Raw genomic sequence first — 24,688 nt, 5'->3', positions numbered from 1 at the left:
ATATATCTATTTACACAATTCTTCTTGTTTCTTGATGACAATCCTAACCGCCAACGAACCAACTAATGCTATCAGCTGAGAAAGTACACTAGAATTATAGCTGACGTTTGAAGTCTTATCATCTTCCGGATTCAACGGACTATCATCAGCCCAAAGCCCCGAATAAACGCCGGATATATTTGTATTATTGGCATCATCTTCGTCACAATTATAATTAGCTTTTTCCTCCGATGAATCATCTGGTAAAGTAGGAATTTCTTGAAAAACTGGAGTATTTAATTCCCTGCTTAAAGCGTTATCGGTATCATCACAACAATCGCTCGATTCTTCAATTTTTACAGAGCATTTTGACTCATCACAATCATCCATAGCAATCAATTCGCTACATTCTTCAGCCAATTCAGTTTTTTCCGCGACTTTTTTCACAACCTTATCGACAATATTATTCTGACCAATTTCATCGCCGGCTAATTTCAAATTAGGAATAAATTGCCCTATTATTTCAGACTTGCTAGTCGGCAATTCTTCCAATTCACACACGCCTTCTTCATCCAACTCTACACGATCACCCAAATCATCCAATTCACGCGTAGCTTCTTTGCTCAATTCTGCGCAATCACCCAACTCATCCACCGTATTGTCCGTTTTGCTCACAACCGCACGATCATCAGAAATCTCAGCCACAGCAACATTCTCTGAATCTTCGAAATATACTTCACGCTCTTCAAGATCGCATTGCGGTAAAGTTAGCGAATTATCCCTATTCTCTGTCAACTCAACAGATTCAGTTCTTTCACGTACAGCCCCATCGCTCAACTCCGTCTCAGCTGGCGCATTATTATCGTCATCTTTCATCGCCATATCAATTTCATTATTGACTTGAACAAAATCACGCACAGGCGAGGAAATTAACTCATTAGGAATAACTTTCTCAACCAGATCTTCCTTTGGAGTAGAATCTTCCAAAATCGGTGCAGAGTTTATGTCGTTTTCAGCCCCTATATAGTTATCTTTCTTTATAGGTAATTCTCTCGGCAATTCATCCTCTTTATCAACAAACTGAGGAGCTTGATTTTCAGAAGACATATCTTCTTTATGAATATCTACTTTTTCATCAACGTCTTCCGGATCCACCAAATTAATCTGACTAGCCGCCTCGGTCTCTTCCGGCTCTTCGTTAATTCTCGGCTGAATATTTTCTTTGACTATTTTCACGCTTGGAATATTTTCCGACGACACACTCTCACTATCCAAACATTCATCATCCGTCGGTTCGTTCGCCTCATTGCTTTCCGCCGACGTATGCATCGACGCGTCATCATCACTCACTTCCGACTTAACCGCAGGTTTTTCTGGTATAGATTCAGCCTTCTCATTTTCTGATGGACTATCTTTTTCAATCGACTCGGGCGGATTCTCTTCGTTATCAGCACTGACATATCCAGCAACAACAAAATCACAATCATCATTCATTAAGTCAGACAAATAACTTTTCGGCTCTTCTGCTACCGGCTGTAAATTCTCTTTGGCAAAATTTCGCATTCTTAGTATTGAGCAAGTTCCCGCCGCAGCACAACTGGCGCACGCTGCGCTGACTACGTTTTGGCAAATTTCCGATCGCCTTTCGTCGCTCAAACATTCTTCTGTTGTTTCCGCTTCATTTTCCTCAGCAAATGACGTATCAATTTTCTCGCCGCTAGCAACCGCTTCTACCAAATTTAATTCAGCCGCATCGTCATCAATTTCTGAAGATAGATCCTGAAAATTAGCATCGCCATTCAACGCCGAGAAAACATTAAAATCGCCCGCTCCATCCGCCAAACCTTCGTTCATTGCTCAAAAAACGTCTCCGTTGAAATTTTCAATTCACTTACGCCGGCAGCGGATAATTTTTGCCAAACATCTCTAACAAACGGCAAACTTCCACAGACCAAAAAATGCGCATCTTCTGGCGTTTCATGAACAATTTTTTCTACATCAAATCGACCGTTAAACCAACCGTCTTTTTCTTCAACTTGCTGGCGAGTGCTGAACTTCTTTACTTTAATATTTGACGCCGCTAGCTCATTTTCAAAAACCATATATTCTGGCGATTTTTGACTAAAATATAAAAACGTCGGCTGACTAGAACTTGCTATAACGCTCCAAATTGGACTAAGTCCACAGCCCGCAGCAATTCCGACCAAAGGACTTTCTGTTTGCGGATTAAAATCGCCGTAAGCGTGGCTAATTTGTAATTTATCGCCAACATTCCGTGAACATAAATAGCTAGAAAATTCACCACCAACATTCTTCACGGTAATCGACATTAGCTCATCGTCAGGAGTAGAAGAAATGCTATAAGCCTTCCCTTCACGCACGCTACTGCCATCAATAAAAACCGTAATATATTGTCCGGCGGTAAAGTCGAACGGTCGCGCAAAATATAACGTCTTCACTTCAGGATTTTCCTGACGGACGCGCACAATTTCAACCTCTAATGAATCACGCATTCTCCAACGTACCTTTCCATTATTTTCTGAGCTTCTCTAAATTCTTCGTCAGTAAAAGTGTGGTAATTCGCAAACTTTGGACTAATTGTCGTGCCGGTGCGAAAATGCTGCAAGGCAAATCTTTTCGCGCCCTTAACCAACTCGCCAATCTTCTCAAAATCGCTAACTTCTAATTGCTCGCGGACAATCGTCGTGCGGAATTCGTGATCAATTCCCGAATCAATCATCAACCGAACATTCTCCTTAATCGCTTCCAAATCAATCGGTCGCGCCGCAATTTCAACATATTTTTCCAGTGGACCTTTCACGTCCATCGCAATAAAGTCAATCAGCCCTTCTTCAACCATTCCGCGAACTATATCTGGATGCGTACCGTTGGTGTCCAGCTTAATATCAAAACTAAGTTCCTTAATCATCCGACATAACTTCGGCAAATCTTCATTTACCGTTGGCTCACCGCCAGAAATCACCACGCCGTCCAGTCGACCAACTCGCGATTTTAGAAATATCATCACTTCATCAACTGGAAGGCTCGGCGCCAACCGTTCAGGTAATACCAATTCAGGATTATGACAATAACCGCAGCGCATATTACAACCAGAGAGAAACAGAGCTGCCGCCACGTGCCCTGGATAATCCACGAGCGACAGCTTCTGAATTCCACCAATTGACACCTTAAGCTGCCGCGACGGCGCTAAGTCGCTGGTGTTCGGCGGCATTGTCATAATGTTCCCTCATTTCAAATTCCGCTTGCTTGCCCTTATTCCATTGAGAAACTGGACGCAAGAAACCAACCACACGTGAGTAAACTTCAGTTGCTTCACCACACTTTGGACATTCTGGATGTTCACCAACAATATAGCCGTGATTCTTGCAAATTGAGAAGCTTGGGCTGAATGTAAAGTATGGCAATTTGTAATTTTCGCAAATCGTTTTCACCAATTTTTTCAAAGTTTGCGGATCGTCCATACGCTCACCTAAGAAGAAGTGAATCACCGTGCCACCTGTATACTTGGTTTGCAAATTGTCCTGAAGATCCATCAACTCAAACAAATCGTCCGTGTAGTTAACCGGCAAGTGGCTAGAGTTGGTATAAAACGGACATTTAACGTCCGCGCCAATTCCATTAGCAAAATGCGCTCGATCTGGGAAGCTGGCTTTATCAAGCTGCGCCAATCGATACGTCGTGCCTTCAGCTGGCGTTGCCTCAAGATTGTAATTATTGCCAGTTTCCTTCTGATATTCCACCAAACGATCGCGCATAAAATCAAGCGTTTTTTCAGCAAAAGCCTTACCTTTTTCCGTGCCAATATCAACGCCCAGCAAATTAAGCGCCGCCTCGTTCGTGCCGATCAAACCAATAGTTGAAAAATGGTTCTTCCAATATTGATTGAAACGCTGTTTAATGTTTCGCAAATAAAACTTGGTGTACGGATACAAATTAGCGTCGGTCAATCGCTCCAAAACTTTACGCTTGGTTTCCAAACTGTCTTTTGCCATATCCATAAGTTCAGCCAATCCCTTAAAGAATTCTTTTTCGTTCTTGGATTTTAGCGCCAGTCGTGGCAAGTTTATCGTTACCACACCGACCGAACCAGTCATTGGATTTGAGCCGAACAAGCCGCCGCCACGATATTCCAATTGACGATTATCAATACGTAATCGACAGCACATCGAGCGAGCATCTTCTGGGTCCATGTCAGAATTGATGAAGTTTGAGAAGTACGGAATGCCGTATTTAGCGCTAGCTTCCCACAAACTTTCAATCACTGGATTATCCCAATTGAAATCCTTGGTGATATTAACCGTTGGGATTGGGAACGTAAAGACTCGACCATTGGCGTCGCCCTCAGAAAGAACCTCCAGCAGCGCCTTGTTTAGCATATTCATTTCTTCTTGATATTCGCCATAAGTCGTGTCCTGCATTTCGCCGCCAATAATTACTGGATTATCTGCCATGTGCTTTGGACATTCAAGGTCAAGCGTAATGTTGGTGAATGGCGTCTGAAAGCCAACACGAGTCGGCACGTTGACATTAAAGACGAATTCTTGAATAGCCTGTTTTACTTCCTCATAGCTCAATTTGTCGGCACGAATAAACGGCGCTAATAGCGTGTCAAAATCAGAGAAAGCCTGCGCACCAGCCGCTTCGCCCTGTAATGTATAAAAGAAGTTTACAACTTGACCAAGCGCTGATCGGAAATGCTTAGCTGGCTTAGATGCAACCTTACCAGCCACGCCAGTAAATCCTTCTTGTAATAAGTCAGTCAGATCCCAACCAACACAATAAACGCTTAGCAAGTTAAGGTCGTGAATGTGCAAGTCGCCTTCTTTGTGAGCTTGTCCAATCTTCGACGTATAAATCTTATCCAACCAGTAAGTCTTCGTAATCTCCGCTGAAACATAGTTATTCAAACCCTGAAGACTGTAGCCCATATTAGAGTTTTCATTAACTTTCCAGTCCAAATTTTTCAGATATTTATCAATCAAATCAACGTGTGCATTAGAGGTAATTTCGCGCAATTTTTTATGCTGATCGCGGTAAATAATGTACGCCTTTGCAGTCTTCTTAAACTTAGAGTCAATCAACGCATCCTCAACAATGTCCTGAATATCTTCAACGCTTGGTAGACGCTTTTGGTTACGAGTTTCCAAAACACCCAAAACCTTGTCGGTCAATTCAACTGCTTGAGCGGCGTCAAATTCGCCAGTTTCCAGTCCTGCTTTTTCAATTGCTTTTTCAATTTTTTTCCGATCAAATTTAGCAGTTCGACCGTCGCGTTTTTTAATTGATTTATACATTCCCCCTCCTTGTTTATAAAAATAGCAAACCAACCCAACCTCTCCAGTGGGTACGTGTTGCAAAAAACGTTATTTATTTTCTAAAACACCATATGTAGTGCTTAATATTGAATATACACGCGATATATAGCGTCTGTCAATGAAAGTACATTGTATTATTTACATACGAGATGCGGAAGCATTTGCTCCCTCTGATAATACCAAAACGTCGTGGTGAATCAGATCAACAATTTCTGCCTGAGACAGCTGTTCACCGATTCGCTGCTCGCCTGGCACATTCAAAACATCTTGATCTTTCCACCACTGGCGCATTTCTGATTCGCCAAATTCATGAGCGTTTGGCTTGGTAGCGTGGCGGCGCACCGTTTCCTCAAACGATACGTCAAAATAATAAATCAGTTTTTCACCTTGAAAATCACCCAGTAGCCGGCGCAGCATCGCACCGTATTTTTTATTGCTCAAAATACCCTCCAAAATCACCGTATAACCAACGTTATTGCCATACATACATAGATCGTAAATCAGCTGAATCGCCGGATTTCCTTCGCTATCTTTCACGCGCAGTATTTCCCGGCGCACCACATCCTGTGACACCAACATCGTGCCGTAGCCTAGTTGACGCTGGAGTAAGCGCGCCGTACTAGTTTTGCCGCAACCAGAATTACCGCGGAGAATGATTAGCGGATGAGAAGCCGTCACATACGCTCCAGTAAATCATAAGCAACAGCCGCTGATAACGCCTGCATTTGACGAAGATTATCACCCGGCTTGAGTGGTGGTTTTAAACTACGTATAAGGAAAAATCCGACAAATGACGCCAGCATTTCCGCGTTCAACTCACCTAGCCACGGCGTTACGTCATGGCCATGGCGCGCCATATCAACCAGAAATTCTGTCGCACCAGATCCCTGGGGCGCATAGGAAACCCAATTCCAATCAACCAACTTCAACTCGCCAGTTTGCGAATTAAATGCCAAATTGTCACTACGAACATCCGAATGATTAAAGCAGTCCTCCGTCTGCTTGGCAAATTCTTTAGCGCGCGCCGAAATATTAATCAACTCATCGCGCTTTTCTAACAGCTCAATTATATTCTGACAACGCCGCTGATTAATCTCCAACTGATTTGGCAATAGTTTTTGATAATTATCAATCAACCGACGACGAATATCAGCATCAGCAATAATCTGATCAATTCCATCGTCTAAGCCAAGCTCTCTCGCCACAAACGGCTGTAATTGCAATTCTTCAATTAGTTCCTGCGGCAATTTTATTTTTTCCAACTCGCGAACCGCGGTTATCACTGTCGAAATATAACGTTCCGCGACAGAGTTATCCGTCGGAGGTTGCCACAACCACCCATCTGACGAAGCGTAACTGCTCGTCATCAACACGTAACCGTCATCAGCCAATTCAGTCCAATCAGCAACATATTGCGGATAAGTCTTCTGTAACAAACGTGTTACTGCATAATCTTTTTTTAGCCAGCCTAGTTCCCGCTCGCCCTCATCCGACAATAAATTAGCATCAACTTCTTTAACGAAAATCGTTCGACCGCCAGACGACACCAACGCTCGACGATTAAGCGAAAAGCCGCCACTTACTGGCGTGATCCGTAATTCAGATGAATCAACGTTTAGCTCCGTCGCCGCACACCGCAAGGCTCTGTCGGTTAATAATTTATCGTGATCTGGCAATGTTTCCATGTATAAATTATAACATCAGACAGCTTAAATCCGCTTAGTAAATATCATTACTCGGCTATTACGAGTTTGAGAATTTTTTATCCATTCTCCTGCACATGTCATCAAATTCAAACCCTCAGATACACCATCAGCTGGCCGAATAAAACTATTCATATCCACATCGGATAATTTAACTGTTTGTTTTTTTATTACCTGATAGCGCAGTATTTTACCGTCGCCACGCTCGACACTAATCGTATCACCGGCATTCAAAGATTCTAACTTATTAAAAACTCCGCCCAAAGTTGTACCCGACGCATGTCCGACAATAATAGATGCCCCTGGCTGACCTGGCTTAACGCTACCAGTGTACCATCCTGCATCAAAAATATTTATAGGAGACTGCATTGAGCCGTCCGAATTGACGTTCATCTGCAAAACCCTAGCCTTAACCCCCAATTTCTCAATGGTAATGACTCGCGGCAAATCTGCAGCAACCTTATATTTGGCAATAGCATCATCAGACACTTTAGTTTCGTCTTTACCTTCACTATTTTTTCGATCGTCCAGATTATCGCTACGTGCAGCTACCGGCGTCGCATTTACAGCGTTTTTTATTCGATTATTAAGCAGCCAGGAGTCAGCAAACGAATATATCGAGATTATCAAAAGAGCAGAAGCCGCAAAACTAGGTGCTTTTTTACAAAAGTTGCTACCTAAAATATTTTGTAAATATCGCTTGGTGTGCCTTTTTTTACCGTCACGGCAACCATTAGCTATTGATTTTTTACAAATAACTAACAGGCGAGCCGCACGAGCTAATCTTTTATTAATTCGTGCATGATTTATTGGTTTTTTCGCATATTGCTGGGTCGGCCTCACCTTGGATTGCTGGGTCGACCTCACCTTGGCTGGTGCGGAAGTGCGCACAACGTCCACAATGTTCTTCGTATTCACATTACTGACAGTATTAGCGACAACATTACTTGCCAATCCACGCCGAGGTATAGTCACTCGCCCCCTCGCTCTTAATGGCGTCTGCAAACTACGATTAATTTTTCGTTCTCTTTGTATCATTGTCTGTTTTTATTGCGGTAAACAGACACGCCCTGCGTCAAACTACTTACGACGTGTCTGTCCGCTTTTAATTTTGGTTTTTTATTTTTTATTAAAGCTTTTTCGCTTTGCCATAACCAGCAACGTCACCGCTGAAGCTACTCCAGCTATGGCGCCAATCAAGTTAACAGCCAATTTTTCACCACCTGTATTTGGAGCTTTTGGAGCTTTCGAAGCTTTTGGAACGTTCCAGTCATTCAGTGCTGTCAGTACAACATCATTACCGTCACCGCCAACATAACTAATCTTGAAGGTTACGCCACCTACAGTTATTTCTGCGCCTTCCGGTAAGTCCTTAAACGTTCCTCCGCCAGGAGGGGTAGTGTTAGGATCATCATAGAACGATCCGCTGTAAACAGGGTTAGTGTCTTTATTATCAATGATCGTAAAGGTATCACCCTTCTTAACGACACCACCAGCCAAGAGTGTTAAGTCTAAACTACCACCTAGGCTGATGTAACTTGCAGAAATCTGGTCATAATGATCTTTATCTAGAATTTTCGCCTTATAAACACCGGTACGATATAGTTCGAAAAATCCATGTTCCTCTATAGTAATTTTACCTGGTGAGTTATCCGGTAAGTTGCCCGGAGAAACAACACCTGTTACAAAAAGATTTTTTAAAGTAGCGTTACCGCCGAACACACCGCCTTCATTCACACTCACCATATAACAACGACCATTTAGTAAAACTGTTTCACCTCTTTTAACGATCAGATCCTCATCTTTCTCGCCGTCTAATTTTATTAATTTAGCCTCATGAGGATTACCATACCGACCATTCGGGATACCGCTGGTATTGTTTGAAGACTCAACTAGCACAACACCTTTATTATCTTTATGAGCAACGAACTTACCAGGGCCACTAAGTTTTCCTGTAATCTTTACTGTAGTATTCGACGCTAGATTATATTCAACATCACCGTTAAGTACAATATCACCAGACAGAACAGTCGTTACGTCTGGACCATATCCACAGGTATAGACTCGACACTCTGATCTATGAGAAATCATTGCACCATTTTCAAAAGTAATTTTATTGGCACCTGTCTCACTGCCATAGTTATTAATCTCTAACAGGCCTTTATTTTTAACCAAGATATTATTACCGTCCTCTAGCCTCACATTAGCATTTTCTCCGACAATTTTTTCTGCAGCTTTTATATACTCAATTATATTATTATATCCAGCATTAGCAACCTCAAGACGGTTTATTGTCGGTTCGCTCTTAAATACACCATCAAATCCATTCGATTTCAGGTTTGACAGACCAGTTACAGCACCAGTAACAGTAATAACCGGTATTTTAATACGGTCTTTACTCTCGATAGTAGTATGGTCACCAGTAAATTCAGCATCTGGCGTAAATCGTATCTTATCAATAATATATTCGATGCAGTGCCTGTACATAGGAAGGCTGTCCAACTTTTTAACTTCTAATCCTGACAGAGCTACTGTTAAATCGTTCTGAATGTGTTCCTTACCAAGACCAACCTCAACACACTTAAATACCAACTTAGAGCCTTCTGTTGGCACTGCACCTTCTTTCCAGTTACCAGCGGTTGACATTTTATGATCACCAGCTGCGCCAGTCCAAGTAAATGTAGCTGGTGCAGCATTAACTGGCTGGTGGAATACCACCGCCCCAACGACAGCAGCCACAGCCACAACACTGGCTAATTTAGTATAAGAAACACCCATTTTTGTTCCCCCCCATACATGTTTGTATTTTTAATTTAGTTTACGCATTCACAATATCATCGCTAAATAATTTTTACAAGCATAATTGTATAAAATACAACAAAAAACTATATACTCTATCTGTTTCGCTTTTGCTTTTATTGCACTTATTGTTATAATGAATTTTTATACTTAAATCTAAGGAGGTGTATGTTAATAAGAAAACGCTTTTTAAATACAAAAGTTAAAATATTAACTGGAGTAATAGCCGCTGGACTATTCATTGGTGGATCGCTACTTACCTTGCCGACTGGACAAGCTAAGAGTGTCGTCAGCGATGATTATCCATTAAATGATAGTACTCATTGGAACACAGAACCTGTTTGGCGTGATGAATTTGACGGCACATCGTTAGATAAAGAATCTTGGAATATATACGGCAGCGGATGGAGCGCTAATAACGTCCAAAGCTGCTATAGTAGGAGCGAAGAGAATGTGAATGTTAAAAACGGCAGCCTAAACTTAGTAGGACTATACAAGCCTGGCGCGCGTTGCAAAGGAAATGAAAAAAGCGGCAACTTCACCTCTGGATTCGTAGAAACGAAGGGTAAAAAATCTTGGACTTACGGCTACATCGAGGCTCGCATAAAAATGCCAAATAATAAGAGTACCTGGCCTGGTTTTTGGATGAGTCCTGATAAACCTACATACGGCAGTTGGCCTCGCAGTGGTGAAATTGACATCGTAGAAACTAAAGGCTCTAACTTAGATTACGCGGCAGCAGACGCTCACTGGGGACTTTCAGCATACAATAAAAAACATGCTCAAGGTAGAGATTTGCCAGCTGGATTTAAAGACACCACTCAGTGGCACACTTACGGCGTAAAATGGACTGAAGGAAAATTGGAATATTACATTGACGGCGTAAAGTTCCACACGGTCAACGGATTCGATCAGCCAAACGCAGCAAACGCGCCTTATGGTCCGTTTGATCAACCATTCTTCTTGCGACTTAACTTAGCAATCGGCGGTGATTACATCGACGGTAAAGGCAGTAAATGGTCAAACGCCTACAACGCCCTAGCTAAATATCCAAAGTCATTCCCAGCAACTATGTCAATCGATTATGTCCGCGTATACGAAAGGCGAACAGCTAAGGAAATCAACGTGCCAGATAACAATTTGCGCACTCAACTTAATAAAAAACTGTCAACAGCGCTTAGCACTAATCGTAAAGACGATCAAAAAATTACTGACGTAGAGTTGGAAAAATTGACAGACCTTAACCTGGATGCAGCCGACAACGCATCAGAAGCAGAAAAAATTCACGATTTAACAGGCTTAGAGGCGGCTAAAAACCTTAAGACTTTATCTCTTAAGAACAACTCCGTCTTCGACCTAAGAGCAGTTTCTAACATCAAATCTCTAAAGTCAATAAGCCTAACGATTAATCGCTAATTAGCTCAGGCGTTTACAGGAAAATTGTCATCTCATTACGGGATGGCAATTTTTTATTTCAGCTTAAAACCTCAGTATTCAGCGTTTTCACAGCTCTGTTGTTAAAATAACTACATAATATTCTTTACTTTTATTCCGCTTATTGTTACACTAGCGATGGATAAAAAATATTTGGGAGAAAACAAAAAATGTTAATAAAAAGACGTTTTTTTAATACAAAAGTTAAAATAGTAACTGCGGTAATGACTGTTAGTGTTCTTGTTGGTGGGGCATTATTTACTCTGCCAATGGACAACGCCAAAGGTATAGGAAGTCCATATCCGCCAACAGATACTGAAAACTGGAATCCAGAACCTGTTTGGCGTGACGAGTTTGACGGAAATTCGCTAGATGGAACCAAATGGACAGCTCTTAATGGCGGATGGAAAGACGAAAACCAACAAGTTCGAAACTGCTACACGAGATCAGATGAAAACATCAATGTCAGTGGCGGCAACTTAAATCTAATTGGACTATACAAACCAGGAGCAACCTGTACTGGCGGTAACACTAAAACTGGTAACTTCACTTCCGGATTCGTACAGACGAAAAATAAGGCATATTTTAAATATGGCTACATTGAAGCTCGCATAAAAATGCCAAAGAATAAGAGTACCTGGCCTGGTTTTTGGATGAGTCCTAATAACTCTCCGTACGGTCCTGGTTGGCCTGATTGGGGCGAGATCGACATCGTAGAGGCAAAAGGCTCTAATCGCCAATTCGCTGCATCCGACGCACACTGGCGAGACAAGAATACACCGACCGGTCAAACTGGTAGTCACAGAAACCGCCAAGGAGTTATTCCATCAAGTAAGTTCGGCACTAATGACACTACAGAGTGGCACACGTACGGCGTAAAATGGACTGAAGGAAAACTTGAATACTTCATTGACGGAGAATGGCATCACACAATTACCGAATTTAAGAATTCAAACTCCACAGGAAGTCCTAATGGACCCTTTGATCAAGACTTCTTCTTACGACTTAACTTAGCCATTGGCGGCAATTACATTGATTCACCATGGGATGATCCTATCAACTCAGTAGGAGCTGCAAATGGAGAGGGCTTCCCGGCAACTATGTCAGTCGACTACGTCCGCGTGTACGAGATGCGAAAACCCAAAGAGGTTGAAGTCAAGGACACACAACTGCGCAAGTTGCTTAATGACAGACTGTCAACAGTATTTAGCACTAATCGTAAAGACGATCAAAAAATTACTGACGTAGAGTTGGAAAGATTGACAGATCTTAACCTAAGTTACTCAAACATTTACGACCTAACCGGAATAGAAGCTGCTAAGAATCTTCAGAACTTGTTGTTAAACAACAACTATATCTCAGACCTAAGCCCACTATCTGGTCTAACTTCTCTAAAAATTCTATCCTTAAGAAATAACTGCTTCGCCGATATAAGTCCGCTAGCTGGATTAACATCCCTGACTTCCCTACGTCTTGAAAATCAGCGAGTTAGTGTTAAGCCTAACGACAAATCATTCGCTTCACCGCTGAAGGATTTGGCAGGAAACACGGTTTCTGTAACCAACTCAGCGGAAGTCGTCAACGACACAGCAACTCCTGGAAATATTCAGCTACTATCACTACCAGCCAGCGGAGCATCCCCTATCCTGAATACCCCTTGGACCAGAAGTGTAACGCTCGGAACAGTTTCAGCTACATTTAGCGGTACTCTGGCTATCGACACATCAGCGATCCCTAGGGCAGGTCAACCACAACCACAGCCGCAGCCTCAGCCTCAGCCACAACCACAGCCGCAGCCGCAGCCTCAGCCTCAGCCACAGCCACAGCCGCAGCCACAACCACAGCCACAACCACAGCCTGGAAATCCGTCAGCTGCCGCTCATAATCCAGCTAATAAGCCTCAGGATGCTGTAAGCGGACTACTTGCAAACACAGGATTTAATGCCTTCTTAGGTGTTATCGCCACCCTAGCATTAGTTGCCGCAGGACTATTCATTCTACGATAACCAGAGGCTACATAAAATTACCACCCCGTGATGAGGTGGTAATTTTTTGCTCAACAATATCAGCCTCTCGTCCCTATTCCGCGTTATTAGAAATGTATAACCGCAAAAACAATAAAAAAGACCTCAACTATACTTGTTGAAGTCTTAAAATTCGATTTGGCTCCGGCAGCTGGGCTCGAACCAGCGACCTATTGGTTAACAGCCAACCGCTCTACCACTGAGCTATGCCGGAATATGTCTTGTATTATAGCGAGTTTTTGAATAGTTGTAAAGTTACTGACGGACAATTTCCAATGCTTTTTTTAAAATCTCCACTTCCGAGCGTGATTTTTCGTCGTCTTCGGCTTCTCTCTTCTTAATTTCTTTCGCTAAATTCTGCCACCAAACTTCTTTTTTCTCACTGCTCAGCGTCAAAGACCTAACTTCGCCATCCTGCTTCTCTAAAAATCCCGCAGCCACCAAATTATCAACGTGTTTTGCTACCGTTGATACCGATTTATAGCCCAAGGCGCGCATAATTTCCCGAAGCGTCGGACTATAGCCATTGCCCTTTATAAATCCATCGATAAAATCCAACATTATTTTTTGCTTTTTCGTCAGTTTCATATCTAAAGTATACACCATACGCTATACTTAAAATATGGCAAAAAAATACATTAACGACGTTCGATTCTGGCTATTGGCTATTGTTATTTTTAGTGGCGGCTTTGCCCTGCATCCCAGCGTCGGCTTATCGATTCTGGATTTCCCGTCGCTGCGCGTAGGATTATATCAAATTGTTGCCGTAAGCCTACTGTTATTTTCCTTGCCATTACTACTTAAAAAACGCCAAGAATTACTGAAAAACCGATGGCTAATTGGCGGATTTTTGGCAATTTTTATCGCCATCAGCGTCGGAATATTTTTCGCAGAAGCACGCCTGCGCACCGCGTTATATTCATTATCGCTATTATTCTTACTCGCCGTCGGATTATCCGCTGGCTTAATTTACAGCGAATTGTCAAAATCAGAAAAACGTAAACTCATCAGAATCGGATTATGGAGCGGGCTGGTTTTTGGGATTTTAGCGATTATTCAGCTCATCGTCGCCACTTTTGAACCAACAGGATTTGGTACGCTTTGCGCTGGTTGTAAGGCCGACGTTTTTGGATTTCCACGAATCAATTTATTCGCCGCCGAACCGCAGTTCTTCGCCAATTCTCTACTCCCAGCATTTTTCCTTGCGCTATTTCAATCAAAATCTCGCTTAGCCAAATTTAGCCTATTTTTCACAACTCTCGCCATATCTTTAACATTTTCCCGTGGCGGATTTTTGGCAATTTTTATCGCCATCACAGCCTTATTTATAATCGCTTTCATAAAACGAATTGACGCATCTTTTATTCGTAAAAAACTTCCAATCATCTTCGCTGGATTACTATTTGGATTTATCTTATTGTTCTCGTCAGCCAATATTAGATACGCCAATACACCTTTTATTGCGCACAATACCTTCGTCAGTATGGTTGATCAATTATCTCTCGGGAAAATTAAGATTCCGCAAAAATCCATCGCCAAAAATCCGTCACCAAAACCCGCCGAAAACATTCCAACAAGCAACAATTCTTTCCAGCCTGCCGGTTTCGTTGAAGCTTCCGCCAACGACAGACTCAGCGCCAGTGACTTAGCCATAAAATCTTGGCTGTCATCACCACGAACGTTCTTCTTTGGCGTTGGACTCGGCAATCTCGGTAATTTCATCCAAAAACACCTTCACGTAAACGTCCCAGCGGACCAAACGGTCTACGTTTTTTACATATTATTACTCAGCGGCTTAGGAATCATCGGGCTATTTGCCCTTCTAATTGCCCCGTTGATAATTATATTTTTCGCCATAAAAAACATCCGTAAAATTAAAGCTCAATTTATCTTATCTCTAACCATCGCGATGTTTGTGCATTTCTGGTTTTTTGGCAGTTTTATAAATACGATTCATTGTTTTGCTATAATCGGCATATTTTTGTATAATTACCCCAGAGATTATGCGGAAAAAGTCTGATTTTTACTTCAAAATTGTTCTGGTCGTTCTTGATATCATAGCTTTATTAAGCGCATTTACTATTGCCTATATTTTGCGAATTTCCCTGGATCCTAGACCATTCCATATCAGCATCAATGCTATGGATTTTATCACCTCCATTTTTATGACGCTGCCGTTGTGGATTGTAATGTTCTACTTCTTTGGCTTATACGACCGAGAGGTTTACACACACCCATTGCGAAACTTTGGACAAATACTTTTAGCGTCAATAACTGGAATTATGATTATGATTTCCGTGGCGTTCTTTACCAATACTCCGTTATTCCCAGCCAAACTTGTCGCGGTTTACGCCACTGGAATTGGCTTCATTTTACTAATGATTTTCCGCAGCGCTGCCAATATTGTTCGCCTGAAGCTATTAAAGCGCGGTTTGGGCGCGCGCCGTGTTATATTAATTGGCAATTGTGACTTAACTCACGTTCTAGCTGATTTTATAGAAACTAATCCGTTAACTGGCTTTAAGATTAGCGGAATTGTTGCGCAAACCCAGTTCATTCCTATTGAATTAAAAAAGCTTCGACGCTCGTCATTAGAATCGGCGCTCACCAGGGATAAAATTGACGTTATCATCCAAACCGACTCAAAAAACGTTAGCGAACATTATCAAATTGCCCAGAAACATTATCTGGATTTCTATCAAGCGCCGGAATTCGACGGAATTATGACCACCAAACACACTATTGATATCATCGACTCCGTGCCGCTAATTCACACTCATCCAACGCCGCTAATGGGCTATGGGCGAATTGTGAAGCGAATTATGGATATTATCGGTGGAACAGCTGGGATTATCATCGCCTCGCCAATTATGCTTTTGGTGGCAATTGCCGTAAAAATCAGCGACCCAGCAGGACCGATTTTAATGCACGGCAAACAACAGAAACGCCTCACTCGCTACAACCGACCATTTAAGGTTTACAAATTTCGCTCACATTATGCAAAGTTTGATGGCAAAACTGACGAAGAAGTGTTTCGAATGGTCGGTAAGCCTGAGCTAATTGAAGAATACCGTAAAAACGGCGACAAACTTGATCATGATTTTCGCGTGACGCCAGTTGGTCGGTTTATTCGTCGCTTTAGTCTTGATGAATTGCCACAATTATTCAACGTCGTTAAAGGAGATATCAGCCTAGTTGGACCGCGAGCGCTGGTGCCGCACGAATTAAGCGCCTACGACAAAAAACACGTTTTATTGGCGGTCAAGTCTGGGTTAACTGGACTGGCAGTAGTATCTGGCAGGCGCAGTATCAGCTTTGAAGAGCGTCGACGAATTGACTTATATTATGTTCAAAACTGGAGCATCTGGCTGGACATTACGATTTTATTAAAAACCTGCTTGGTTATTTTCCAGAAAGATAATTAATGAGTAAGCCAAAAATTGCCATAGTTCACGATTGGATTTACGGCGGCGGAGCCGAAAAAGTCGTTTTGGAAATTCACAAATTGTACCCAGACGCGCCAATTTACACTTCTTTTTGTAGCGATGAATGGCGAGAAAGATTAGACAACAAAGTCATTACTGGTTATTTGCAGCGATGGCCGTTTTCAAAAATCCGACGATTGTTGCCACTTCTTAGACAGTGTTGGTTCGCTAAGCTTGATCTTAGTGAATTTGACATTATCATCTCCAGTTCGGGAAATGGCGAGGCAAAATTCGTCCGTAAATCCAGACCAGATCAACTTCATATTTGTTATTGTCACACGCCAACACATTTTTATTGGCGGCACTACGACGAATATATCAAACGACCAAGTTTTCGGCCGCAATGGCTGGCACGCCTAGGCTTAAAAACCCTAGTCCGACCACTGAAAAAACGAGATTTTAACGCTGCTCAGCAAGTTGATGTTTTTATCGCCAACTCTACGGGAATTCAGGCTGACATTGAAGAGTTTTACCAGCGAAAAAGTACGGTTATTTTTCCACCAATTGACGTGTCGAGCTTTTCGCCGCTTGCTAAAAATCGCAAGCAAACGTCCATCCCAAAAAAACCTCGCTGTCTGATTTGGGGGCGAATTGTACCAATGAAACGGCTTGACATTGCTATTAAAGCTTGTCAGAAACTTGGCTGGCAATTAGATATTATCGGAAAAGGTCCAGACGTTGATAATCTAAAAAATATCGCCGATAAACATACTAATTTCTTAGGATTCGTTGATAATGCCACGCGAGAAAAATATATTAAAAAAGCAGATTTGTTTATTTTTTGTTCACACGAAGATTTTGGAATCGCGCCAGTTGAAGCGTTGGCATCTGGTATTCCAGTGGTTGCATATGAAGCTGGCGGTGCGCTTGATTATATAAAACCCGAAAAAAACGGCTGGTTCTTTTATGAGCAAACAGATTCTTCATTGATAGAAACCTTAGAGAAACTTCCTGGCAAAAAAGTTTCACCAACAAAAATCTCAGCCACAGCCAACGAATTTTCAGCCGCAATTTTCCATAAAGCGATAAAAAATATAGTTGATAAATCATGGAAGGAACATTATCGTGAAAATCGTAATTGACGCCCGAACATTAAGGACTAGCACTGGTCGGTACATCGAACGACTGATTCATTATTTGCAGAAAATTGATAATAAAAACGATTATGTTATTCTACTCAAGCCAAAAGACTTCGACAGTTGGCAGCCGAGCAATTCAAGATTTCAGAAAGTTATTTGCCCATATAAAGAATACACTTTTGCTGAGCAAATCGGCTTTAAAAAACAACTTGAAAGTCTCCATCCAGACTTAGTTCATTTTGCGATGGTTCAACAGCCTGTTTGGTATAATTCCAGTCCAGTTGTCACTACGATGCAAGATTTGACCACTGTTCGCTTCAAAAATCCTGATAAAAATCCTGTCGTTTTCTGGATTAAGCAGCAAATTTATAAATGGGTCAATAAAAAAGTTGCGAAAAAATCTTCACACATCATCACAATTTCTAACTTCGTAAAAAATGATTTGATTGAATTCACCGGCGTAAACCCAGAGAAAATTACTGTAACTTTGGAGTCTGCGGATGAGTTACCAAAAGGCAACGAACCTGTTGATGAGTTGATTGGTAAAAAATTCATTATGTATATCGGTAGACCAACACCACATAAAAACCTTCGACGGCTAATTGACGCTTTTGCCTTGTTACAGAAAAAATATCCAGATTTAACACTGGCTTTGGCAGGTAAAAAAGATAGTAATTACGCTCGCCACGAGACATATGTAAATGAGCATGGAATTAAAAATGTTGTGTTTACCGGCTTTATATCAGACGAGCAATTACGCTGGATGTACGAAAATACGGCAGTTTATTGCTTCCCTTCGCTTAGTGAAGGATTTGGTCTGCCAGGACTAGAGGCAATGTTACACGGCGCGCCAGTCGCTTCGAGTACAGCTACTTGCTTACCAGAAACTCACGGCGATGCCGCTCACTATTTTGACCCTTTCAGTGTCGAGGATATAGCAAAATCAATTGACGACATCTTATCTGATGACAAATTACGCAATGAACTCGTTAAAAAAGGCAAGAAACACGTTAAGACATTTTCATGGCAACGCATGGCCGAGCAGACTTTGGCTGTGTATGAAAAATATGGTCGGAAAAGCTGAGATTAAGCCTGAAGCTTCTTAGCTATATCGCCACATTTAGCCGCAACATCCCTGCGCGCTACTAGTACACCATCGGGCGTATTAACGACTACCACGTTATCAATACCGATTACCGCTACTGGTTTATCTGGTTGTTCATTGCGAATGTAAGTGTTGTCGATGTCGATAGTATGAATATTCTCGCCACGAACATAATTGTCGTTTTCGTCTTTAGCTACCGCATTATGCAGGTCCTTGAAATTGCCAATATCCATCCAGTCAAAGTCAGCCGACACTACCGCAAGCTCAGCCGCTTTCTCGATAAGAGCAATGTCAATAACTTGATTATCAAGCTCTAAGTACGTCTTGTTATATTCTTCACCACCAAACTCAGCAACGGAAGCTAAGGTTTGATAATTTGACCACAAATCAGGAGCACTTCGTTTCATCTCATTCATAAAAACGTCAACTGAGCCAACAAAATAGCCACAGTTCCACAAATAGTTCCCCGACTCAACATACTGCTTCGCCGTATCATAATTAGGCTTTTCTTTAAACGACTCAACGTTATAAACACCCGCTCGAGCATCAATCACACCATCGCGTTGAATGTAACCAAATCCAGTTGACGGAAAAGTAGGCTCAATACCGATAAGCGTAATGCAGCCGCGGTCACTAGAAACGCGCGCCGCCGTATCGAACGAATGGGCAAAACCTTGAATATCGCGGACGTTGTGATCGGAATGAATAAAAGCAATAGGCTCAGTGTGATCGTGATTACGATTGATATAATCTAAGGCAAATATAATACAATGCGCAGTCCCTCGCCGTCCTGGCTCAATCAAAAACGCTTCGTCTGGCAATTCTGGCAGTTGCGCTCTAAGCGCTTCAGCGTGACTGGCTTCAGTCACCACATAAACTGTATCACCAAGCTTCCTCGCTCGATCATAAGCTTGCTGAACCATAGTACGTTCGCTAGTTAGTGCTAAAAGTTGTTTCGGTTGATTAGAGGTTGAAAGCGGCCATAGACGCGTACCTGAGCCACCAGCAATTATTACAGTTATCATACTACATATTATAGCGATTTAAGCACATAAATGCTATCTGTTTCTAGGCAAGAGCTTAGAGTGAAATCATTCAAAAATATTCCGCACAAACGAAACAGTGTCTTCCACGCGCTTTACGTTCTCGCCTTGCTCGCCTGGACGCATCTCGATTGAAACAACACCGCTATAATCAATACGTTTTAACGCATCAGCTGCGGCACGATAATCAACATCATCACGATCGTAAACCCGATCCAACATAGGAGCGCTAATATGGAAATGTTTCAATATATCGCCATTATCTTGTATTGATTTGCTAATATCATCGCCCGCTAGAGCCATACATGCAGTATCAAGATGTAAACCAATTCCTTCCGAGTTGATTGTGCGAACAAGTCGTGCGCCCTCATCCGCCGTTGTTATATAATCACAATTATATTGAGGAGCATTCGGCTCGATACAAAGCATCGTATTATATTGCTTAGCGACATCACCAAGCTCAGAGAAAAAGCGATTGGCAATATTATCTGCCTCTTCTGTCGACATTCCGCCTCGGTGCCTGTTCTTCGGCGAGCCAAAAACTAATCGACTAGCGCCCATATCGCCAGCTAATCGCAAAAAATCAGCGAGGTATTGACGTGTTTCATCACGAAGCTCGCTTGATTCAAACATTTTAAGATCAGGTCGCGCAAATAGCATCGACTGAAAGGCTACAATCTCAATATCGTATTTCTTCCACCATTCGATATATTCATTGATCTGTTCAATAGTAGCCTTAGTTGGATCACTCCAGATCTTAGTTGGCGCAATCTCAATATAACGCACGCCAAGCTCTTGCAGTTTCGCTGCAACGTCCGCCTCTTCTTCGTTAGTCCAGGCAATATTTGATATAGCTAATTTCATACCTTACCTACTTCTTGCAACAAACTTTTTAATATCGTCTAGCTCTTGTTCTTTTGTATAGAGATATTCTCCCTCACCTCCATAAACAGACGCGTATTTGCTGTGCATATCCCAATATGCAGGATTTATTCCCTCTGGCTTGTTGGTAAAATCTATGCCAAAAGCAACCTTCGCAACTTCTCGCGTACTGACTGGTGGCGTAGCAAGGTTAACTAATGGTAAGTTATTCTCCAAAGCAATGTTAATATCTCGCCAGATGTTATCAAGATTATAATATTGGTACATACCATCAGCGTGTATTTTTTCAACCATATTGTTATTCATCAGATCATAAATAACATTCTTCTTCAAACCATCACCAAATAAACCCGGCAAGCGGACAATAGTCGTATCAAAATTCTCGCGACAAAATTGCTCAAGGTAATACCTGTTAACTCCGTACGGCAATAGACCTTCTGTTTCAATAGGCATATCTTCATTGGCACCATTTGGATTTTTATAAACTCCAACTGTTGAAATTAGCACAAGTTTCTTAATTTTCGCCTTTTCAATGTGCGATATAAAATCTTCAATTTCTGCACGATCAACTTCTGGCTCTTGATTAATTCGCCACATCTCAGCACGATTCGCAGCACTAACCACGAGATCATACTCTTTACCTTCAATATCAGATATGTTCTTACTATTATAATAATCGTCAAACTCGTGTTGGTTCTTAATATTTCCGCCAACAAATCCAGTGTATCCAATCAGTGCAGTTTTCATTAATATAATTCCTCCTATATTTATTATAGTAGATTTTATATAAAAGACATAACACTAGTTAGTATAGACATATCCCTGATATCAATTTAGAATAGTTTAAGTAATATGAATATACGTAAGACTCTAAGTAATATAAATCTTAAACGAACATTGCTTTTTACTGCAGTATTTGTAAGTGTCGTTTACATACTAGTTTTTGTAATTTTCGCTACGCTTGCGGCATTGGGAAACGGCTTAGCTATGGATTCGTATGCAGCCAATGGAACTTTCCAATTATATAACCCGCTCCGTCGCCTACTGGGCGGTGAAGTTCTGGCACGAGATTTCCCATTCTTTCACGGAGTCGGAGTTCCACTTCTTCATTTTCCATTATTTTATATTATGGGACACAATTTATTCGCCGTGGAAGTTGCAAAATTATTAGTATCGCCAATATTATTCCTCGTTTCGTCCTTTTTTCTATTTTGGGCTTATTTTAGAAATGTTAAAAAATCCATCTTCGCAACTAGCATATTCACAATAATCTCTATTGACGCTATTGACGCTATTTGGGCGGGCAATTCTCTTCTCGGTCTCAGGACAACATTCCCGTTTATCGCTGCAGCTTTCATGTTATGGCATCCAAATTGGCAAATGACTATTGGCAAAAATAAAATTAACCTCTATTATCCTATTTTATATACAATTATGGGACTTTCTGTCGCGTGCGGCACCGAACAAGGACTAGCCTTTATTCTTGCTTACGTTATCATTAAAGCCATTCGATACATTCGCTCAAAAGAAACCACAAAGAAAAAGATAATGATGTTTTTCGGAGAGTTGTTTGGTGTGGCAATTGCAGTTTACGCCGTACTATCAATTATGACGCTCGGTCACGCACACGACGCGCTTCGTTACGCATTGATTGAAGTTCCTAAAGACCAAGGGTGGTATTTTGGGGCTCCTCCAAATAGTTTCCTGCAATTAAATACCCTTGACCAGCTTGTCACAAAAAGAATGTTACTTTATATGTTACCCGTTATGATAGGTGGAGTTGCCGCATATATAATAAGCATAAAGAAAAAGATATTATCCAAAAAAGAATTTTCCACCTTTTCTATATTATTACTGTATGGAATTATAGTGTTCGCCGTCTCCATAACTGGCTATTGGGCGCCTGGCGCACAACTTATACCATTAGAAAGAGCTGCGGGATCTATCCTTGTAATGGTCTTAATTTACGCGGCGGATAAAATAATCCGAACAAAGAAGCCGAACGTTAATGCTATAAATAAGAAAGTTTCGTTTATAGTGTTCGGATTACTACTCGGCTGTGTAGTTGCTATTGGATACAATGCAGCAATATTCCTGCAAAAAATCAGCTGGATGCCAGTAAAACACATTGTCGCTGAATCAAGGAAGGCTAGACATTCTACTGACGACTCTGAATACGTGAGTGTTACGTGGAAAAAGCGATTAGAGGATTTTGCGCCGTACATTAAAAATGGTGCTAGTATCTGGTCTACTTATACCAGCGTTTACGACTCTATTCACAAGCAGAAAAACGGATCTTCGGGAGGTGAAGACTATATTATACATGCATTAGGTCCTGATAGAAGAGATAAATACACTAAAGATTTTATAGAGCAGAAACCCGATTACGTCATAACATTAAACCCGTCATATTTCGTTTATGAAGAATGGTTATGGTCGCGTCATTGGCAATTTTACAAAGAACTTTTGAATAATTATACCGTAATTGCGACAAATGATTCTCACGTATTATGGAAACGCCAATCTGATAGCGCAAACCAGAAAACCACGATATATCCAGAACGTCGCGTGCAAAAATCCTCAAACGGAGATTACGTCATTAACGCCGGCACTGGCAATAATATTAGAGTGTTTGAGATATCTGTGCGTTACAAGGCAAAAAGTATCTTACCTATGACTTCTAAGTTGCCGAGATATCTATTGGAAATATCTGGATCGTCGCTACATGAATATCCAATATCACTGCCACCGTATAACACCAGTTGGAGTTTTCCAATAGCGCTAGGACCAAACGACTCATCTGTACGAATCTCACCTAAAGCCTACAGTTTGATACCGGGAGTTTCGTTCGAAATACAAGACATATCTTACCGCGAGATGTCTGTTAAAGAAGATAACTTATATATCTATAAGAGTAACTTCTGCCTACATAACGCCGATAAATGTACAGAAACTAATAAGCACTAACTTCAATAATAATTATCGCAAGCAGACTATTTTTTAGGCTTGCGATATTTTCCAGCCACCGCACGAAGTAGTACGTTCATAACGTGCATATTCCCCTTGATTGGGCTAATCTTCGTTGGTGTTTTACCCTTCTTCGGATATGTTCGCACAACTGGTGTTTCAGCTGTTTTGTACTGCTTACGACGGCTACTTTCAATAGCGAGATAATAATGAAGTTCGTACGTTTGAAATATATCACGGAATACAGCAATATCTGGATCTTTGAGCAATTTTGCGCTATAAGCACGGAATCCATTTGTCGTATCGGTGTGTCTTTTTCCAGCCGCAAGACTTATCAATGGCGCGTGAATAAGATGAAGACCAACTTCCCTCGAAAGCGGCGTATTTACAGCCTTACCGCCTGGTATAAATCGTGAGCCTTGGACGTGATCATATCCTTGGTCAAGCAATTTGATGAAGTTAGGAATTCTTTCTATACTATCCTTGCCATTTCCATCAACGACCACAACGCCCTCATAACCTTCAGAGAGAGCCCAGGCAAACGCCATTCTCATCTGTGCGCTCAGTTTACCCTTACCTTTTTTCGTCAATAAAGCTCGCACGTCTTGAGACTTTAGAAAATCAATTCCAAGCGACCCGTCAGTACTTCCGCCGTCAGCCACCACGATATCGATTTGGTCAGCCAGCGGTTTCATCTTCTGTAGCTGTTTTTGGATGCGCTCCCCTTCATTGATAACAAAAACACACACGCAATATTTATGCTTTTTCTTGTTTATCTCATCAATTTCAAACTCTGGAAATTCCCATTCTGGATGTAATTGGTTTATTTTCTCAGAAGTTATTTTGCCCATA

Annotated in this window: 20 protein-coding genes and 1 tRNA gene; 7 read left to right on the top strand and 14 right to left on the bottom strand. The window is 41.6% G+C overall.

The window, feature by feature from the left end:
• Positions 1-6: 6 nt before the first annotated feature.
• From LRM45_RS01940 to LRM45_RS01905, 8 genes are all read right to left on the bottom strand, one after another.
• A complete protein-coding gene (locus LRM45_RS01940; protein WP_243826522.1) occupies positions 7-1,833 on the bottom strand; it encodes a hypothetical protein in 1,827 nt (608 codons plus the stop codon).
• On the bottom strand, positions 1,830-2,492 hold the full coding sequence (locus LRM45_RS01935; RefSeq protein ID WP_243826521.1) for a ferredoxin--NADP reductase: 663 nt from the start codon (positions 2,490-2,492) through the stop codon (positions 1,830-1,832). The genes LRM45_RS01940 and LRM45_RS01935 overlap by 4 nt, the downstream gene beginning before the upstream one ends.
• Complete coding sequence (locus tag LRM45_RS01930) at positions 2,477-3,217, bottom strand: anaerobic ribonucleoside-triphosphate reductase activating protein (RefSeq protein ID WP_243826520.1); 741 nt, start codon at positions 3,215-3,217, stop codon at positions 2,477-2,479. The genes LRM45_RS01935 and LRM45_RS01930 overlap by 16 nt, the downstream gene beginning before the upstream one ends.
• Positions 3,168-5,294, bottom strand: coding sequence for a ribonucleoside triphosphate reductase (locus tag LRM45_RS01925; protein ID WP_243826519.1), 2,127 nt, complete (start codon positions 5,292-5,294; stop codon positions 3,168-3,170). Before LRM45_RS01925 ends, LRM45_RS01930 begins: the two co-directional genes overlap by 50 nt.
• Positions 5,295-5,453: 159 nt before the next feature.
• Complete coding sequence (locus tag LRM45_RS01920; RefSeq protein ID WP_243826518.1) at positions 5,454-5,993, bottom strand: kinase; 540 nt, start codon at positions 5,991-5,993, stop codon at positions 5,454-5,456.
• A complete protein-coding gene (locus LRM45_RS01915; protein ID WP_243826517.1) occupies positions 5,990-7,000 on the bottom strand; it encodes a hypothetical protein in 1,011 nt (336 codons plus the stop codon). Before LRM45_RS01915 ends, LRM45_RS01920 begins: the two co-directional genes overlap by 4 nt.
• Positions 7,001-7,024: 24 nt before the next feature.
• The gene (locus LRM45_RS01910) at positions 7,025-8,056 is read right to left on the bottom strand and encodes a class F sortase (RefSeq protein WP_243826516.1); all 1,032 of its coding nucleotides are present in this window, start codon (positions 8,054-8,056) and stop codon (positions 7,025-7,027) included.
• An 81-nt stretch (positions 8,057-8,137) separates the two neighbouring features.
• Entirely contained in the window at positions 8,138-9,796 is a 1,659-nt protein-coding gene (locus LRM45_RS01905) for a hypothetical protein (protein WP_243826515.1), read from the bottom strand.
• A 189-nt stretch (positions 9,797-9,985) separates the two neighbouring features.
• Between LRM45_RS01905 and LRM45_RS01900 the strand changes: the two genes are divergently transcribed.
• Together LRM45_RS01900 and LRM45_RS01895 are read left to right on the top strand one after the other, a co-directional pair.
• Positions 9,986-11,233, top strand: a complete 1,248-nt coding sequence (locus tag LRM45_RS01900) for a glycoside hydrolase family 16 protein (RefSeq protein WP_243826514.1) — start codon at positions 9,986-9,988, stop codon at positions 11,231-11,233.
• Positions 11,234-11,421: 188 nt separating this feature from the next.
• Entirely contained in the window at positions 11,422-13,257 is a 1,836-nt protein-coding gene (locus tag LRM45_RS01895) for a family 16 glycosylhydrolase (RefSeq protein ID WP_243826513.1), read from the top strand.
• Positions 13,258-13,414: 157 nt separating this feature from the next.
• On the opposite strand, the gene LRM45_RS01890 is transcribed toward LRM45_RS01895, so the two are convergent.
• Together LRM45_RS01890 and LRM45_RS01885 are read right to left on the bottom strand one after the other, a co-directional pair.
• Positions 13,415-13,489: transfer RNA gene (locus LRM45_RS01890), tRNA-Asn, on the bottom strand.
• A 41-nt stretch (positions 13,490-13,530) separates the two neighbouring features.
• Positions 13,531-13,863 (bottom strand): LexA family protein, encoded by a 333-nt coding sequence (locus LRM45_RS01885; RefSeq protein WP_146424139.1) that lies wholly within the window; start codon positions 13,861-13,863, stop codon positions 13,531-13,533.
• 34 nt (positions 13,864-13,897) lie between these two features.
• On the opposite strand from LRM45_RS01885, the gene LRM45_RS01880 reads away from it, so the two are divergent.
• Genes LRM45_RS01880 through LRM45_RS01865 form a run of 4 tightly spaced genes read left to right on the top strand, consistent with a single transcriptional unit; the run spans position 13,898 to position 18,923 of the window.
• The gene (locus LRM45_RS01880) at positions 13,898-15,295 is read left to right on the top strand and encodes an O-antigen ligase family protein (protein ID WP_243826512.1); all 1,398 of its coding nucleotides are present in this window, start codon (positions 13,898-13,900) and stop codon (positions 15,293-15,295) included.
• Complete coding sequence (locus LRM45_RS01875) at positions 15,279-16,700, top strand: sugar transferase (protein WP_243826511.1); 1,422 nt, start codon at positions 15,279-15,281, stop codon at positions 16,698-16,700. The genes LRM45_RS01880 and LRM45_RS01875 overlap by 17 nt, the downstream gene beginning before the upstream one ends.
• On the top strand, positions 16,700-17,842 hold the full coding sequence (locus tag LRM45_RS01870; protein ID WP_243826510.1) for a glycosyltransferase: 1,143 nt from the start codon (positions 16,700-16,702) through the stop codon (positions 17,840-17,842). Before LRM45_RS01875 ends, LRM45_RS01870 begins: the two co-directional genes overlap by 1 nt.
• The gene (locus tag LRM45_RS01865; protein WP_243826509.1) at positions 17,826-18,923 is read left to right on the top strand and encodes a glycosyltransferase family 4 protein; all 1,098 of its coding nucleotides are present in this window, start codon (positions 17,826-17,828) and stop codon (positions 18,921-18,923) included. Before LRM45_RS01870 ends, LRM45_RS01865 begins: the two co-directional genes overlap by 17 nt.
• Positions 18,924-18,925: 2 nt before the next feature.
• Here LRM45_RS01865 and LRM45_RS01860 read toward each other — a convergent pair whose 3' ends face one another.
• The 3 genes from LRM45_RS01860 to LRM45_RS01850 form a co-directional block, all read right to left on the bottom strand.
• The gene (locus LRM45_RS01860) at positions 18,926-19,969 is read right to left on the bottom strand and encodes a mannose-1-phosphate guanylyltransferase (RefSeq protein WP_243826508.1); all 1,044 of its coding nucleotides are present in this window, start codon (positions 19,967-19,969) and stop codon (positions 18,926-18,928) included.
• A 66-nt stretch (positions 19,970-20,035) separates the two neighbouring features.
• Positions 20,036-20,851, bottom strand: coding sequence for a sugar phosphate isomerase/epimerase family protein (locus LRM45_RS01855; RefSeq protein WP_243826507.1), 816 nt, complete (start codon positions 20,849-20,851; stop codon positions 20,036-20,038).
• 3 nt (positions 20,852-20,854) lie between these two features.
• A complete protein-coding gene (locus LRM45_RS01850; RefSeq protein ID WP_243826506.1) occupies positions 20,855-21,616 on the bottom strand; it encodes an NAD-dependent epimerase/dehydratase family protein in 762 nt (253 codons plus the stop codon).
• Positions 21,617-21,721: 105 nt separating this feature from the next.
• Between LRM45_RS01850 and LRM45_RS01845 the strand changes: the two genes are divergently transcribed.
• Positions 21,722-23,836 carry a hypothetical protein gene (locus tag LRM45_RS01845; protein ID WP_243826505.1) on the top strand — a complete coding sequence of 705 codons (2,115 nt, stop codon included), beginning with the start codon at positions 21,722-21,724 and terminating at the stop codon, positions 23,834-23,836.
• Between the two features lie 26 nt (positions 23,837-23,862).
• Here the strand turns inward: LRM45_RS01845 and LRM45_RS01840 are convergent, their stop codons facing one another.
• Complete coding sequence (locus tag LRM45_RS01840) at positions 23,863-24,687, bottom strand: glycosyltransferase family 2 protein (RefSeq protein WP_146422455.1); 825 nt, start codon at positions 24,685-24,687, stop codon at positions 23,863-23,865.
• Position 24,688 lies beyond the last annotated feature (1 nt).

The organism is Candidatus Nanosynbacter sp. TM7-057 (assembly GCF_022828295.1).
In the GTDB taxonomy this organism is placed as follows: Bacteria; Patescibacteriota; Saccharimonadia; order Saccharimonadales; family Saccharimonadaceae; genus Nanosynbacter.
The sequence above is the reverse complement of the archived record's forward strand: the minus strand, read 5'-3'. Positions and strand labels throughout refer to the sequence as shown.

Coding starts and splice junctions, on each gene's coding strand:
- LRM45_RS01880 (WP_243826512.1), top strand. CDS start 13,898: ATGGCAAAAAAATACATTAACGACGTTCGATTCTGGCTATTGGCTATT.
- LRM45_RS01870 (WP_243826510.1), top strand. CDS start 16,700: ATGAGTAAGCCAAAAATTGCCATAGTTCACGATTGGATTTACGGCGGC.
- LRM45_RS01900 (WP_243826514.1), top strand. CDS start 9,986: ATGTTAATAAGAAAACGCTTTTTAAATACAAAAGTTAAAATATTAACT.
- LRM45_RS01915 (WP_243826517.1), bottom strand. CDS start 7,000: ATGGAAACATTGCCAGATCACGATAAATTATTAACCGACAGAGCCTTG.
- LRM45_RS01905 (WP_243826515.1), bottom strand. CDS start 9,796: ATGGGTGTTTCTTATACTAAATTAGCCAGTGTTGTGGCTGTGGCTGCT.
- LRM45_RS01925 (WP_243826519.1), bottom strand. CDS start 5,294: ATGTATAAATCAATTAAAAAACGCGACGGTCGAACTGCTAAATTTGAT.
- LRM45_RS01895 (WP_243826513.1), top strand. CDS start 11,422: ATGTTAATAAAAAGACGTTTTTTTAATACAAAAGTTAAAATAGTAACT.
- LRM45_RS01850 (WP_243826506.1), bottom strand. CDS start 21,616: ATGAAAACTGCACTGATTGGATACACTGGATTTGTTGGCGGAAATATT.
- LRM45_RS01840 (WP_146422455.1), bottom strand. CDS start 24,687: ATGGGCAAAATAACTTCTGAGAAAATAAACCAATTACATCCAGAATGG.
- LRM45_RS01940 (WP_243826522.1), bottom strand. CDS start 1,833: ATGAACGAAGGTTTGGCGGATGGAGCGGGCGATTTTAATGTTTTCTCG.
- LRM45_RS01845 (WP_243826505.1), top strand. CDS start 21,722: ATGAATATACGTAAGACTCTAAGTAATATAAATCTTAAACGAACATTG.
- LRM45_RS01885 (WP_146424139.1), bottom strand. CDS start 13,863: ATGAAACTGACGAAAAAGCAAAAAATAATGTTGGATTTTATCGATGGA.
- LRM45_RS01855 (WP_243826507.1), bottom strand. CDS start 20,851: ATGAAATTAGCTATATCAAATATTGCCTGGACTAACGAAGAAGAGGCG.
- LRM45_RS01875 (WP_243826511.1), top strand. CDS start 15,279: ATGCGGAAAAAGTCTGATTTTTACTTCAAAATTGTTCTGGTCGTTCTT.
- LRM45_RS01910 (WP_243826516.1), bottom strand. CDS start 8,056: ATGATACAAAGAGAACGAAAAATTAATCGTAGTTTGCAGACGCCATTA.
- LRM45_RS01935 (WP_243826521.1), bottom strand. CDS start 2,492: ATGCGTGATTCATTAGAGGTTGAAATTGTGCGCGTCCGTCAGGAAAAT.
- LRM45_RS01930 (WP_243826520.1), bottom strand. CDS start 3,217: ATGACAATGCCGCCGAACACCAGCGACTTAGCGCCGTCGCGGCAGCTT.
- LRM45_RS01860 (WP_243826508.1), bottom strand. CDS start 19,969: ATGATAACTGTAATAATTGCTGGTGGCTCAGGTACGCGTCTATGGCCG.